The 15,166-nt window shown below is 66.3% G+C and carries 8 protein-coding genes and 1 other RNA gene; 1 reads left to right on the top strand and 8 read right to left on the bottom strand.

Annotated elements, in window-relative coordinates; all coding sequences use genetic code 11:
• Window positions 1–94: 94 nt before the first annotated feature.
• Both carB and carA read right to left on the bottom strand, forming a co-directional pair.
• A complete protein-coding gene (gene carB / locus C7440_RS11625; protein WP_116518641.1) occupies window positions 95–3,331 on the bottom strand; it encodes a carbamoyl-phosphate synthase large subunit in 3,237 nt (1,078 codons plus the stop codon).
• A 9-nt stretch (window positions 3,332–3,340) separates the two neighbouring features.
• Window positions 3,341–4,495, bottom strand: coding sequence for a glutamine-hydrolyzing carbamoyl-phosphate synthase small subunit (carA, locus tag C7440_RS11620; RefSeq protein WP_165832557.1), 1,155 nt, complete (start codon window positions 4,493–4,495; stop codon window positions 3,341–3,343).
• 155 nt (window positions 4,496–4,650) lie between these two features.
• On the opposite strand from carA, the gene tal reads away from it, so the two are divergent.
• Window positions 4,651–5,628 carry a transaldolase gene (gene tal, locus C7440_RS11615; protein WP_017524684.1) on the top strand — a complete coding sequence of 326 codons (978 nt, stop codon included), beginning with the start codon at window positions 4,651–4,653 and terminating at the stop codon, window positions 5,626–5,628.
• Window positions 5,629–5,724: 96 nt separating this feature from the next.
• Here tal and recR read toward each other — a convergent pair whose 3' ends face one another.
• The 6 genes from recR to C7440_RS11585 form a co-directional block, all read right to left on the bottom strand.
• On the bottom strand, window positions 5,725–6,333 hold the full coding sequence (gene recR / locus C7440_RS11610; protein ID WP_017524685.1) for a recombination mediator RecR: 609 nt from the start codon (window positions 6,331–6,333) through the stop codon (window positions 5,725–5,727).
• 3 nt (window positions 6,334–6,336) lie between these two features.
• Entirely contained in the window at window positions 6,337–6,663 is a 327-nt protein-coding gene (locus tag C7440_RS11605) for a YbaB/EbfC family nucleoid-associated protein (RefSeq protein ID WP_017524686.1), read from the bottom strand.
• Window positions 6,664–6,691: 28 nt separating this feature from the next.
• Window positions 6,692–8,929, bottom strand: a complete 2,238-nt coding sequence (locus tag C7440_RS11600) for a DNA polymerase III subunit gamma/tau (protein WP_017524687.1) — start codon at window positions 8,927–8,929, stop codon at window positions 6,692–6,694.
• 97 nt (window positions 8,930–9,026) lie between these two features.
• Window positions 9,027–9,124: signal recognition particle sRNA small type (gene ffs, locus C7440_RS11595), an RNA gene on the bottom strand.
• A 32-nt stretch (window positions 9,125–9,156) separates the two neighbouring features.
• A complete protein-coding gene (locus C7440_RS11590; RefSeq protein WP_116518639.1) occupies window positions 9,157–12,462 on the bottom strand; it encodes a UvrD-helicase domain-containing protein in 3,306 nt (1,101 codons plus the stop codon).
• The gene (locus tag C7440_RS11585) at window positions 12,452–15,109 is read right to left on the bottom strand and encodes a PD-(D/E)XK nuclease family protein (RefSeq protein WP_116518638.1); all 2,658 of its coding nucleotides are present in this window, start codon (window positions 15,107–15,109) and stop codon (window positions 12,452–12,454) included. The genes C7440_RS11590 and C7440_RS11585 overlap by 11 nt, the downstream gene beginning before the upstream one ends.
• Between the last annotated feature and the right edge of the window lie 57 nt (window positions 15,110–15,166).

Raw genomic sequence — 15,166 nt, 5'->3', positions numbered from 1 at the left:
CGCAGGCCCCGCCGGTGCGCAAGAGCGGCACGGCAGAAGAAAGGGCGACGGCAATGCCGTCGCCCTTGGTGCAGCGAGAACGCGCCTGTGCGGTCTAATGCAGGCTGGCGTGCAGCTCTTGCAGCGGATAGACCTTCAGGCCGCCGCCTTGGCGCAGATACTGCAGGCCTTCGACGGCGGCGCGCGCCCCGGCGATGGTGGTAAAGAACGTAAGGCGCGCCTGCAGGGCGTTGGTGCGGATCATGCGCGAATCGGCGATGGCGTTGCGGCGCTCTTCGACGGTATTGATGACCAGGGAGATTTCCTGGTTCTTGATCATGTCGACGATGTGGGGCCGGCTTTCGGTGACCTTGTTGACCACCTGCACCGCCAGGCCGGCTGTTTCAATGGCCGCCGCGGTGCCTCGCGTGGCCACCACCGTAAAGCCCAGGGCGATAAGCCCGCGGGCCACCTCGACGGCGCGGGGCTTGTCCTGGTCGCGCACGCTGATGAAGGCCACGCCCGATTCGGGCAGGGCCACGCCGGCGGCCAGCTGGGACTTGACGAAGGCTTCGCCGAAGCTTTCGCCGACACCCATGACTTCGCCCGTGGATTTCATCTCGGGGCCCAGAATGGTGTCGACACCCGGGAACTTCACGAAGGGGAAGACGGCTTCCTTGACAGAAAAGTAGCCGGGAACGACCTGCCGGGTAACGCCCTGGGACTGCAGCGAACGGCCCGCCATGACGCGGGCCGCAATCTTGGCCAGTTGCAGGCCGGTGGCCTTGGACACGAAGGGCACGGTGCGCGAGGCGCGCGGGTTGACCTCGAGCACGTAGACGTCGCCATTCTGGATGGCGAACTGCACGTTCATCAGGCCCTTGACATTGAGCGCCCGGGCCATCAGCGCGGTCTGGCGCTCGATCTCGGCGATGGTCTCGTCGGACAGCGAATACGGCGGCAGGCTGCAGGCCGAGTCGCCGGAGTGGACGCCTGCCTGCTCGATGTGCTCCATGACGCCGCCGATGAAGACGACTTCGCCGTCGGCGATGCAGTCGACGTCGACCTCGGTGGCGTTGTTCAGGAAGTGGTCGAGCAGCACGGGCGAATCGTTGCTGACCTTGACCGCCTCGCGCATGTAGCGCTCGAGATCTTGCGGCTCGTGCACGATTTCCATGGCGCGGCCGCCCAGCACATAGCTGGGCCGCACGACGAGCGGGTAGCCGATTTCGGCGGCGTGCGCCATGGCCTCGCCCTCGGTGCGCGCGGTGCGGTTGGGCGGCTGGCGCAGGCCGAGCTTGTTGAGCAGCTTCTGGAAGCGCTCGCGGTCTTCGGCCACGTCGATGGACTCGGGGCTGGTGCCGATGATGGGCACGCCATTGGCCTCGAGCGAGCGCGCCAGCTTGAGCGGCGTCTGCCCGCCGTATTGAACGATCATGCCCGCCGGGTTTTCCTTGTGCACGATCTCGAGCACGTCTTCAAGCGTAAGGGGCTCGAAATACAGGCGGTCGGAGGTGTCGTAATCAGTGGACACCGTCTCGGGGTTGCAGTTGATCATGATGGTTTCGAAACCATCTTCGCGCAGGGCCAGCGCGGCATGCACGCAGCAGTAGTCGAATTCGATGCCCTGCCCGATGCGGTTCGGCCCTCCGCCCAGCACGACGATCTTCTTGCGGTCGGTGGGCGCCGCCTCGCACTCGTCCTCGTAGGTGGAGTACATGTAGGCGGTTTTGGTGGGAAACTCGGCGGCGCAGGTGTCGACGCGCTTGTAGACCGGGCGCACGTCCAGCGCATGGCGCAGCTTGCGGAACTCGGACTCGGACGTGTCGAGCAGGAAGGCCAGGCGGCGGTCGGAAAAGCCGCGGCGCTTCAGTTGCCACACCGTGTCGCGGTCGAGATCGGCCAGCGTCTTTTGCTCGAGGGCCAGCTCGATGTCGACGATTTCTTTGATCTGGGCCAGGAACCAGGGATCGATGTGCGTAAGGCCGAACACCTCTTCGAGGCTGAAGCCCTGTGCAAAGGCGTCGCCCACGTACCAGATGCGCTCGGGGCCGGGCTCGCCCAGCTCGACCTGCAGCTTTTCGCGGTCGGTGGTTTTTTGATTGAGGCCGTCGACGCCCACCTCGAGGCCGCGCAGGGCCTTCTGGAACGATTCTTGGAAGGTGCGGCCGATGGCCATGACCTCGCCCACGGATTTCATCTGGGTGGTCAGGCGCGAATCGGCCTGGGGGAATTTCTCGAACGCGAAACGCGGCACCTTGGTGACGACGTAGTCGATGGTGGGCTCGAAGGATGCCGGCGTGGCGCCGCCGGTGATCTCGTTCTTGAGCTCATCGAGCGTATAGCCGACCGCCAGCCGGGCCGCGACCTTGGCAATGGGAAAGCCGGTGGCCTTGGAAGCCAGGGCCGACGAACGCGACACCCGCGGGTTCATCTCGATGACGATCATGCGGCCGTTGTCCGGGTTGACCGCGAACTGCACGTTCGAGCCGCCCGTGTCGACGCCGATCTCGCGCAGCACCGCAATGGAGGCGTTGCGCATGATTTGATATTCTTTGTCGGTCAGCGTCTGGGCCGGGGCGACGGTAATGGAGTCGCCCGTATGCACGCCCATGGGGTCGAGGTTTTCAATGGAGCAGACAATAATGCAGTTGTCGACGCAGTCGCGCACAACCTCCATCTCGAATTCTTTCCAGCCCAGCAAAGATTCTTCGATAAGCAGCTCGTTGGTGGGCGAAGCCTCGAGCCCGCGGCGGCAGATCACCTCGAACTCTTCCTGGTTGTAGGCAATGCCGCCGCCCGTGCCGCCCAGCGTGAAGCTGGGGCGGATTACAGCCGGAAAGCCCGCCGAACGGGTTTCTTCGGCGATGCGCTTCTGCACCGCCCAGGCCTCTTCCATGGTATGTGCCACGCCCGATTTGGCCGATTCCAGGCCGATATCGGTCATGGCCTGCTTGAACTTCTGGCGGTCTTCGGCCTTGTCGATGGCCGTGGCATTGGCGCCGATCATTTCGACGCCGTGTTTTTCGAGCACGCCATGGCGCGCCAGGTCGAGCGCGCAATTAAGAGCGGTTTGCCCGCCCATGGTGGGCAGCAATGCATCGGGCTTTTCGCGTTCGATGATTTTTTCTACGGCCTGCCAGGTGATGGGCTCGATGTAGGTGACGTCGGCCGTTTCCGGGTCGGTCATGATGGTGGCCGGGTTGCTGTTGACCAGAACGGTACGATAGCCCTCGGCCTTGAGCGCCTTGCACGCCTGCGCGCCGGAATAATCGAATTCGCAGGCCTGTCCGATGACAATGGGCCCCGCGCCGATGATGAGTATGCTTTTTATGTCTGTACGCTTTGGCATGGTGCTGAATTACTTTTTCTGGGCCATGAGGCTGATGAATTTGTCGAAAAGCACGACGATGTCGTGCGGGCCGGGGCTGGCCTCGGGGTGGCCCTGAAAGCAGAAGGCAGGCGCATCGGTCAGTTCGAAGCCCTGCAGGGTGCCGTCGAACAGCGACACATGCGTGACGCGGGCATTGCCCGGCAGCGACTCGCCATCGACGTTGAAGCCGTGATTCTGGCTGGTGATGAACACCCTGCCCGTGCCGAGCTCGTGCACCGGGTGGTTGGCGCCGTGATGGCCGGCCTTCATCTTGACCGTCTTGCCGCCGACGGCCAGCCCGATGATCTGCTGGCCCAGGCAGATGCCGAACAAGGGAATCTTGCGCGCGATGGCCGCCCTTGCGGTTTCAATGGCGTAGTCGCAGGGCTCGGGGTCGCCCGGGCCGTTCGACAGGAAGATGCCGTCGGGGTTGAGCGCCAACACCTCGTCGACGGGGGTTTGCGCCGGCACCACGGTGATGCGGCAGCCCCGATCGGCCAGCAGGCGCAAGATATTGGACTTGATGCCGAAATCGTAGGCGACCACGTGGTGCTGGCCCTGGCCGATCTGGGTATAGCCCGAACCCAGCTTCCAGGTGCCTTCGCTCCAGGACTCTATGCTTTTGGTGGACACGGTGCGGGCAAGGTCTTGCCCGGCCATGCCGGGAAAACCGCGCGCCAGCGCGACGGCCTTTTGTTCGTCGTCGCCCACCAGGATGCAGGCGCCCTGGGCCCCGCCATCACGCAGGATGCGGGTAAGCTTGCGGGTGTCGACGCCCGAAATGGCCACGACGCCCTGCTGTTTCAGGTAGGCGGGCAAAGACATGGTGGAGCGAAAGCTCGATACGCGCAGCGAGCAGTCGCGCACGACGAGCCCCGCCGCATGGACGCGCGTCGACTCGACGTCTTCGCCATTGATGCCGGTATTGCCGATGTGCGGATAGGTAAGCGTGACGATCTGGCCGCTGTAGCTGGGATCGGTAAGGATCTCTTGGTAGCCCGTCATGGAGGTATTGAAGACGACCTCGGCGACGGTATGTCCATCTGCGCCGATCGAGACGCCCTTGAAGATGGTACCGTCCGCCAAGGCCAGGATTGCGGGAGGAGTCGAATCGGACCCCTCGGGAAGTAGTGACGGCAGCAACGCTAAACCCCGGTTATAAAGTCAGTAAGTAAACCCTCCAATTATACTTTAGTTGCAGGCGACCCTCGGCGGCGCCTTGTGCTTTACGCCTATACTATGAGTGTGCCCCCTCGGATACCCCGGGGGCGCCAAACGCCCAAAGAAGATTCGTATCCATGTCCAATCAACTCGAAGCCCTGCGCCAATACACCACGGTCGTCGCCGATACCGGTGATTTCGAGGCGATGCAGGCGCATCGTCCCACCGACGCCACGACAAATCCTTCGCTCATTCTCAAGGCCGTGCAAAAAGACGCCTACCGGCCGCTGCTCGAGCGCACGGTGGCCGAGCACCCGGGCGCGCCGCTGCAAGAACTGGTCGACCGCCTGCTGGTGGCCTTCGGCCGCGAAATCCTCCAGATCGTGCCCGGCCGCGTCTCGACCGAAGTCGACGCGCGGCTGTCCTTCGATACCAAGGCAACCGTCATTCGCGCCCGGCAGATCATCGAGCTGTACCGGCTGGCCGGCATCCCCCGCGAGCGGGTGCTGATCAAGATCGCATCCACCTGGGAAGGCATCCAGGCGGCCAAAGCGCTGCAGGCCGAGGGCATCGACTGCAACCTGACACTGCTGTTTTCGCTGGCCCAGGCTGTTGCCTGCGCACAGGCCAAGGTCCGTCTCATTTCACCGTTTGTCGGCCGCATCTACGACTGGCATAAAAAGGCGGCGGGCGAGCAATGGGACGAAGCGGCCAATGCCGGCCCTTCCGACCCGGGCGTGCTGTCGGTGCGCAACATCTATCACTATTACAAGGCGCACGGCATCCCCACCGAAATCATGGGGGCCAGCTTCAGGAACATCGGCCAGATCCGTGCCCTGGCGGGCTGCGACCTGCTGACCATCAGCCCCGAGTTGCTGGGCGAACTGGCCGGCAGCACCCAGCCCCTCAGCCGCCAGCTCGATCCAAGCACCGCGGTGCAAAATCCGCCCCAACGCATCGTGATGGACGAAGTGCTGTTCCGCACCACACTGAACATGGACGCCATGGCCAGCGACAAGCTGGGCGAAGGCATCCGGATCTTCTCGGCAGACGCAGCCAAGCTCGACGACCTGGTCGAACAGGTGCGGGCGGGGGCTTCGGTCGATACGATTTAAAGATAGCGGCCGCGCCGGCGTCTGGCGCACGCTTCGTCACGGGCGCTGCGCCGATACATGCAAAGAGAGCGGCCTATATGCGGGGTGCGGCGCTTTTCAAGAGCTGCGCCGTTCCATCAGCGCCCAGGCGATGGTGCCCGCGTCCACGTATTCCAGCTCGCTTCCCGCCGGAACGCCCCTGGCCAGCCGCGATACCGCCAAGCCATGCGAGCGCAGTGATTCAGCCAGGTAATGGGCCGTGGTTTCGCCCTCGGCCGTGAAATTGGTGGCCAGGATCACCTCGCGCACCTCGCCGTCGCAGGCCCGCCTGATCAGGCGGTCGAACTGGAGCTCGGCCGGCCCCACGCCCTCGAGGGGCGCAAGCCTTCCCATCAACACGTAGTACAGCCCCTTGTAGCCGTGGCTGGATTCGATCATGTTCTGGTCGGCCGGCGTCTCGACCACGCACAGCAGAGAGGGATCACGCTTGGGATTGGCGCATACCGGGCATATCGCCTCGTCGGAAAAGCCGTTGCAGCGCTCGCAATGGCGCAGGTCGCGCACGGCATCGCCCAGCGCCGCGGCCAGGTGCTGGGCGCCTGCAACGTCGTGCTGAAGCATGTGATAGGCCATGCGGCGCGCCGTACGCGCGCCGACGCCCGGCAGACGGCGCAAGGCCTCGATCAGCGCCTTGAGCGGCTCGGGTTCGGGCAGCGTGGACGACATTGATCAGAAAGGCAGCTTCATTCCCGGAGGCAGGGGCATGCCGGCCGTTACCGACGACATTTTCTCTTGGGCTGTGGCTTCGGCCTTGCGCAGCGCGTCGTTGACCGCGGCGGCGAGAAGGTCTTCGAGCATGTCCTTGTCTTCTTCGAGCAGGGTGGGATCGATGGCCACGCGCTTGACGTCGTTGCGGCAGGTCATGGTGACCTTGACCAGGCCGCCGCCCGAAGCACCCTCGACGAGAACGTCGGCCAGCGCCTCTTGCGCTTTCTTCATGTTCTCTTGCATTTGCTGCGCCTGACGCATCAGGCCGGCGATCTGTCCTTTCATCATGAGAATGTTTCCTGTGTAGTGAAATGAGCTATGCGGCCCGGTTGTCGTATACGGCCTTTACCGAGCCCGGAATGAGCTGGGCGCCGAATTCGCCGATCAGGGCCTGCACGAATGGGTCTTGCTGCACGGCCTCTTCGGCCTGCTTCTGGCGCGCCGCCCTTTCGGCCTGGGCCACGGCGTGCGCGGTTTCTTCGCCCGTGGCGCCGAACTCGACGTCCAGCTGCACGACAGCGCCGAAATGCTCGGACAGCACGGTGCGCAAGCGCTGCTTGCCCGCCGTGGCCGCCAAGGTGCGCACGGCAACACGCAACCTGACCTGGTCTTCTTGCACGCCCAGCCATTCGCTCTGGCGCGCCAGTTCGGCCGCCAGGCCGGTGACCGGCAGTTTGGCGGCCAGGGCCGGCCACGCCTTGGCCGTCATTTGTGCGAGCCGCGGCGAGCGTGCCTTGGGACGCTCGGCCTCGAACAGAGGCGTGTCGGGCACCCATTGCGCGGCGGCGTCGTCGGGGGCGATGAAAACGCTCCCGGCGCCCTCGGTGGAGAACCCGCCGTCCGGCCCATAGTCGGCCTCGTCGTAGGGTTCTAACTGTGCCGCCTGAGCATCGGGAGGGATGTCTTCCCAAGCGGGGACGTCGTCGGGCTGGCCCGGGGCAGCGGCTTCAGGGGCCGGGGCCGCCGGCTGCGGCGCTGCCTGTGGCCGAACCTGCTCTGGAGTTCCCAGAGGCGTTGGCGCGGCCGCCTGGGCACGGACCGCGGGGGCGCTTGAATCGGACCGGGCTTCGGGCCCGGCTTCAGCGGATGAATTGCCGGCGGGCGCCGGCTTAGGCGGCGTAGCGTCTTCAAGCGCGGGGCTTTCTTGCCGGCTTGTTTCAGGCGTAGACGCGCGGGCCGCGGCACCGTGCGAAAGCGGCGCGGCAACGGGCGAAGGACCCGAGGGCGGAGCAGGCTCGGCAACCGGGGCTGCCGCAGGAACCGAAGCTGGCTTGAAGCCAGCGGACGCATCGGCGGGGGCCCGGACTTCAGCTGTGGCCTGCCCCGCCGGAGCCGCTGCGGAATCGGTGGCGGCCGGCTGGGCGACAGCGGCCGCCGGCTGGGTGGACGGACCGCCGTCGACCGATGCTGCCCGCGCAGGCTTGCCGCCGGAGGGCTCGCCCTGGGGGCCAGCCGGACCGTCCGTGTGCGCCTTGGGGGCGAGCGCCAGCATGCGCAGGCAGGCCATGACGAAGCCGGCGTATTCGTCGGGCGCCAGGGAAAGCTCGTTGCGGCTGTGCACGGCCACCGAATAGAACAGCTGGACGAGATCGGGATGCATTGTTCCGGCGAGCTCGGCAATGGCGTCGGCCATGGGCTCGGCCGGATCGGCGGCGCCGGGGATACGCTGCTGGATGGCCACGCGGGACAATAATATCGCCAGGTCGGCCAGCGCACCCGAATAGGAAAGGCCCCGGGTGGCGAGCTCGTCGGCGACCCGCAGCACTTCGGTGCCGCTGCCCGCCGCCAGGGCCTGCAGCAGCCGCGCAAGATAGCGCTGGTCGATGGTGCCCAGCATGCCCTGCATGGCCTCGACGGTAAGGTCTCCGGCACTGTAGGCGATGGCCTGGTCGGTAAGGGACAGGGCGTCGCGCATGGAGCCCGAAGCCGCCTGGGCAATAAGCCGAAGTGCCGGCGCCTGGAACGGGATGCCTTCTTGCGCCAGCACCTCTTGAAGGTGCGCCACGATGGACTCGGCTGTCATTTGCTTGAGATTGAACTGCAGGCAGCGCGACAGGACGGTGACGGGGATCTTTTGCGGATCGGTGGTGGCCAGGATGAACTTGACGTGCGGCGGGGGCTCTTCGAGCGTCTTGAGCATGGCGTTGAACGCATGCCCCGTAAGCATGTGGACTTCGTCGATCATGTAGACCTTGAAGCGGCCCGAGCTGGGCGCATACACGGCCTGCTCGAGCAACTGGGTCATTTCGTCGACACCGCGATTGGAGGCGGCGTCGAGCTCTAGATAGTCGACGAAGCGGCCGGCGTCGATCTCGACACAGGCCCGGCAGCTTCCGCAGGGCGTGGCGGTAATGCCGTTCTCGCAATTGAGCGACTTGGCAAGAATGCGGGACAGGGTTGTCTTGCCCACGCCGCGGGTGCCGGTGAACAGCCAGGCATGGTGCAGGCGCTGGGTGGCCAGGGCGTGGCTCAGCGCGCGGACCACGTGGTCCTGTCCGACCAGAGTATCAAACGAACGCGGCCGCCATTTGCGCGCCAGCACCAGATATGTCATGCAGGAAGACCCGTATCAGAAGGCGATCGGAAGACAAAGGAAAAGTGTACCGGATTAGACACGGCTTGAGGCACTGGCGGGCGGATGGCGCAAATAGGGTGGCGAGCCTGGCTTCGGCACTGATCCTGAGCGACTATGGCTGCTTCGTTCCCGACCTGACCAGGTTTGCCGCCGGACCATGCGAAGGGGCCCGCCACGTAGAAGTTTAACAGGAGTTGCATCGGCCTTCAGTATTCGAGCCATAAGTCGGCCCGGGGGAAATACAGGGCGGCCCGCGCGGGCCGTCCGTCGAGCGCCGCAACCTGTTCGCAGTAGCGCTGCAGCTGCGCCCCGTGGCGCTGGCGCATGCGCGCCGCAAACGCTTCGGCGCCCTCGCCGTCGTGGGGCCTTCCGGTCTTGTAGTCGACGACCAGCCAGCCCGCTTCGTCGGAAATGGCCAGGTCGATGACCGAGACCCGACCCGATACGTCAAGCAGCGACCACTCGCGATGGGCGCGCGCGGCGCGCAGCAGCCACTGCCCCCGCTCGCTTGCCAGCGTGGCGCGCAACGCCTCGCTGACCACGGCCGCGGCCTCGTCCAGCGACGGCGCCGGCAGGCCGGCACGCCCCAATTGCTTGCGCAGCACGGGCAGGCTTTGCCCTATGCGTTCGATAGGCCAACGGTCGGGCCCCTCGCGTCCCAGGCGCTCGAGCCAGGCATGGGCCACCGTGCCGATCGCCGCCTCGTGCGCCGTATCGGGCGTCCACTGCCAGGCCGACGCCTGCGCCGGCGCCCTGGCCGGCTCGCCGGCGGGCAGGACTGCGATCTGCATGCGCAGCAAGGGGCGCGAAACAGGGCCTGCGGCCGAAGCCTGCCCGCCCGCGAGCAGCTCGGCCATTTCAGGAGGTACAGGCTGCGGCAGATAGGGCCAGAGACGCCCCAGCAAGCTGGTCGCCGAAGGCTCTTTGACGCCGCCCTGCTCATCGAGCGCGATCTCGCCGATAAGATGCAGCTGCTGGCAGGCCCGGGTAACGGCCACATACAGCAGGCGGTCCGCCTCGTAGGCGGCGCGCTGTTTTTCGCGCTCGGCAAGATACGTCGATACCGGATCGGCCGTATCCGAGGCGCGGTGCCTGATCGGCCCCAGCAGCAGGCGGCCCTCGCTGTGCTCGAGGCGAAGCAGTGGCTGGGTATCAGCGCGCGGCCGGCGATGCATGCCCATGAGGATGACCGTTTCGAACTGCAGCCCCTTGGACTTGTGTATGGTCATCACCTCGACAGCGTGGCCGGCGCCCTCGGGCGCTGCGTAGAGCTGCTCGAGCCGCGCCTCGAGTTCGGCCGGGTCCAGGCCGCCATAGGGCGCAATTCTTTCGATCAGGCGGAACAGGCTTTCGACGTCGGCACGGTCGCCCGCGCCGGGGTATACGGCAGGCCCGCCCAGTTGCTCCCAGCAGTGCTGCAGCCAGGCGGTGAAGGGAATGCCCCCCGAAGCGTTGCCTTCGTCGAGCAGGACGACGCAGGCGTGGCGCAGGCGGCGCGCCTCGTCGGGCGGCACGGAGGCCCCTGACTCGTCGCGCAGCCATCGGCGCAGCAGCTCGCGCGCGGTGGTGTGATGATCTGTGCCGAAGAGTTCGTGCAGGGTATGCAGCGTGACGCCGCACAGCGGCGAACGCAAGACCGAAAGCCAGGCCAGGCGATCGGCCGGATGCGACAGGGCCCGGGCCAGTTGCACGGCATCGCTGACCACTTGCCGCGATTTCAGCGGAGAAAGCTCTACGGCGCGGCAAGGAATGCCTTCAGCCGTGAGCCTGCGCACCACTTCTTCGAGGTGGCCGCGCGCGCGCACCAGGATGGCGACGGGATGGCTGCTGCCGGCATGCCGGTGCAGGGCCTCGCGCGCAAGGTCGACGGCAATGGCCTCTGCCGTGCGGGCCGCCTGGCCGGCATCGAGCGAAGCGTGTACCCATACCGGATGCAGCTCGACCCCGACTTCGTCCAGCGCCTCGTTGTAGGCAATGGACGGCGTATACGGAATGGCCCCCATGCCCGGATCGGCCTGCCGCGGAAACAAGGGCTCGAACATGCGGTTGACCCAATGCACGATATTGGCCTGCGAGCGGAAGTTGTCGGTCAGCTGCAGGGAGTTGAGCTCGATCTCGCCCAGCCCCTGGTCGCGCGCGTTCAGGAACAGCCCCACCTCGGCCTTGCGGAAGCGGTAGATGGACTGCATGGGATCGCCCACCAGGAACACGCTGCGGCCGTCGCCCGGCTCCCATCCCGCCGTCAGCAGGCTCACCAGGCGTATTTGCGACTGGCTGGTGTCCTGGAATTCGTCGACGAGCAAATGGCGTATGGAGGCGTCGAGCTTCAGCAACAGTTCGGAAGGACGTTCGGCGCTGCCCAGGGCGTGCAGCGCGCTTTGGGAAACTTCGATGAAATCGACCTCGGACTGCTCTGCGAAACGCAGTTTCAGTTGCGCCGTGGCCAGCCACAGCACCTGGACCAGATCGCCCAGCACGGCCAGTTGGCCCGGCTCGTAGCCGCCCACCGGGGCGCTGCGTATCCTGGCCAGGCAGTTGATCCATGGCTCTTCGGGGTCGCAGGCCGACAGCCATTGCATGAGGCCTTCTTTGTGCGCCGTCTTGGCCTCGAAGCCCATGCGCTTGTCGATGCTGCGGCGCAGGCTGTTGGTCTGGGTAAGCAGCACGCTGGCCAGGGCCTGCCAACGGGCCAGTTCGGCGAATGCCGGCTGCAGCATCGCGCCGTCCCAATCGAGCAGCGCATCGAAGGCGCAGGGTTTTCCGGCCGCCTGCAAGGCGGCGATGGCAGCCGAAATGGGCTGGGCCAGGGCCTGCGACCAGCCGGGGGGCATGCTTTGCGCAAGCTGCCGCAAGTCGGCCTCTACGGCCTGGGACAGGTTGTGCAGCAGGCGGCCGGCATCGCTGCTTTCGCCCAGCACCGGCAGCCACTGGTCGCGGCTGCCCAGCATGCCGGCGATCAACTCCTGGGCCGCACGAATGTCGACGTCGAGATGAGCGATGAGCCGGGCCACGGCCTCTTCGTCGTCGGCCATCGCGAGAGTGGCCTTGGCGGCCTCGAGATAGTGCTCTTGCGCGTGCTCGGTAACGCCGGGCAAGCCCCCCAAAGTGCTGAGCCAGGGCGTGGCGCGCACCAGCCACGAACTGAACGAGTCGATGGTGCGTATGCTGAGCCGCGCCGGGTAGTCCAGCAGATTCCACTGTTTTGCATCGTTGCGCGCCATGGCCTGCCGGGCCAGGTGCCAGCTGTGCTTTTTATGCGGCTCTGGGGGTTCTTCACCCTTGCCCGCCCGCAATTTGGTCAGCACGCGGGCATGCATTTCGGAGGCCGCCTTGCGCGTGAAGGTGATGGCCAGGATTTCTTCTGGCCTTTCGACCGTGGCCAGCAGCGCCAATATGCGGTCGGTCAGCAGTTCGGTCTTGCCCGAGCCCGCCGGAGCCTGGATAAGGAAGGACTGGGTGGGGTCGAGCGCAGCCTGCCGGACGGCGGCGTCGGATGGCGGCCTAAGCGACATGATCGGCCTCTTCGTTCAGGCGCAGGAAAGGCAGCACGTCGCAATAAGCCAGGTCGTCGGCCCGCAGGACCGAATTGGCCGCGATGCCTTGGGCGTATTCATCGGCCAGCCGCTGTATCACCATGCGCCATTGCGACATGAGTGCATCCCACGACAAATGCTGGAAATCAGCCCACTCGCCCAGTGTGGCCGGGCCCGCAAAACCGCAGTCGCCATCGGCCAAACCCCTGACTTCGATGCCTCGAGCATGCAGCCTGGCCAGCAGCAGTGCGGCAACCGATGCCTGGTCCTCGGCAAGCACCGCCGCATAGAACGGCAGCTGCAGGCCCACCGGCCGCTCGCGCATCCAGTCGGATTTCGGGTCGGCCTTGCCGCCGCCGGTCTTGTAATCGATGACGGCCAGCCTGCCGTCGGGCAGTTCGTCGATGCGGTCGAGGCGCAGCCGAAGCTGCAAGGGCCCGCGCGTCCATAGAAATGCTTCTTCGACCGCCTTGACCGAGAAAGGCCCGCGTTCGAGTTCCAGCGCAAACCACTCGTGGAGAATGGCCGAGGCCCTGTCCTGCTCGAGCTCTCGTACGACAGCACCGTAGTCGGCCAGGCATTCGCTGGCGGCCTGCTCGAGGGCCGCGTCGATGACCTGCGCCAAGCTGCCGTCGGACGCCTGCGCCAGCAGACTGTCGCTGTTTGTCAGGGACTTGCAGGCGAGTTCCATGCATTTGTGCAGGAAGAGGCCGCGCGCGTTCTGGTCGGCCAGGTCGGCATAGTCGCACATCTGGCCCGCCCCCAGGCGGTACCTGGCGAACGCCCACAAAGGGTTGCGCGCCTGGGTATCGATGACGGCAATGCCGCCGCGGGTGGGTGCGCCCGCCGGCAGCGCGGGCCCTTTTTCGTCGATGATGCGTTCCATGGCCACTGTAGGCACGGCCTGCCGCCGCAATACGTATTCTTCGGTTTCGATGGGCGCGACGAAGGGGCTGGCGCGCAGTTCGCGCTCGCCTTCCTGCAAGGCGTGGCTGACCCTGACTTCGGGCGCCGTGCACAGCAGTGCGTCGAACATGGCCCGGGCCCAGGCCAGTTCGCGCTCAGGCGTCGCGCGCGGCGCGTTGGCGCGGCGCAGGGCGGACAAGGGCAGCAAGGGGTTGGGCCGGGGCACAGAGGGCAGAACCTCGTCTGTAAGGCCAAGTATCCACACACCGTCCCAGCGGCCGCCTTCGGCCTCGAGAAAGCCCTGGACGTCCAGCCGCGCCGAAGGGTCGCGCTGCGGCTGGAAAGGCGTCTGGCCGGCCAGCGACGACAGCGCGGCCACGGCGGCGCCGAAGTCGATGCGGCCCAGGACTATGGTCTGCCGGGCCAGGCGTTCGAGCAGGCGCTCGAGCGCATCGACGGTTTGGTAGGCATGGCTGTCGAGCGCCGCCGGCCCGGGAAAACCGAGCATCTGCAGCCATTGCCTGAAGCGCCCGACCCAGACATCGATGGAGGCCCTGCCCGCGTTGGCGAGCACCTGTTCGAAGCATGCCGCCCAGGCGCCGGCCAGGGCGGGCGCCAGTTGGGCCAGGCGCCGCGCGAATTCACCCGCAGCCAGGCTGACGACCGCATCTGCGCGCATCGATGCATCGATGCGCGCACGTCCGTCCGATTCTTCGGCGTCGGCCACGCAGCGCCCCGCCAGCAGCGCCGCACCCGCGACAGAGGGAGCGCATCGCCGTTGACGCGCCATCTCGGCCAGCAGGTAGAGCCAGGCAAGCGCCGCCCGGATAAGCGGCCATTGCGCCAGGGGCCTGGCCACCGCGACGTTGTAGCTGAATGCCGGCTCGCCGCCCTGGCCCCGCAGCGCCTCGCGCAGCACGCGGTGGGCAAGCGCGACGTCGCCCTCGAGCTGGGCGGCAACAATGGCATAGCGCCCGTCGGGGTCGCTGCGCAGCTTGTCGCCCGCCCACTGGGCCGCCAGGCGCCATTCGGAATCGGGGTCGGGCGCCATGACGCGCCGGACCGACCGGGCCTTCGTGGCGTCCAGTTCTAGCTGGTAAAGCTCCACGCCCTGCGCCGCGAGCACATCCAGGAGCCGCTGCAACTGGGGCGACAACTCGGTGAACCCCGCCAGCACCAGGCGGGAGAAGCGGTATTCCAGCAGCCCGGCCTCGACCGCATCGCATACGCGCTCGAATCCAAGTACGGCGTCCTCGGCGTCCAGCGACTGCAGCCGGCGGCGATATTCATCGCGCCACAAGAGAAAACGCTGGTGGTCAACGGTTTCTTCGCCGGGCTGCAGCGAGAGCCGCCACTCGGACATCATGCGGTCGGCCTCGATGGCCAGCGCCGCCGCCTGGCCGGCATCGAGCAGGACATGCTCGGCCTCGATGTCGGCAATGACGCGCTGCCACAGGCTGCGCGCGCCGAAGGCATCGATCACGTGCGAGGCAAGCCCGGCCTCGGGCACGAAGGAAAGCGTGTCGCCCGCCTGCTGCAGCCAGGCCCGCAGGGGCACGATATCGGGCAGCGCCATGACGCGCCGCTGTTCGTCGAGCCCTGCGGACAGGTTCGCCAATATGCGGCGGGCATAGCGGTTGTTGACCGTAAGGACGAGCGTGTCGGGGCTTTCGGGCTCGGCCAGCCGAGCCGGCGCCAGGGAAGGCAGCGTGGTTTCCATGCTGCGAAGTGTACCGTGCGGGCATGCCCCCGGGTATGAGTAAAATTGCCTGCTGGA

Source organism: Pusillimonas noertemannii, assembly GCF_003096595.1.
In the GTDB taxonomy this organism is placed as follows: domain Bacteria; phylum Pseudomonadota; class Gammaproteobacteria; order Burkholderiales; family Burkholderiaceae_B; genus Pusillimonas; species Pusillimonas noertemannii.
This window is presented reverse-complemented; position numbering and strand designations above follow the sequence as displayed.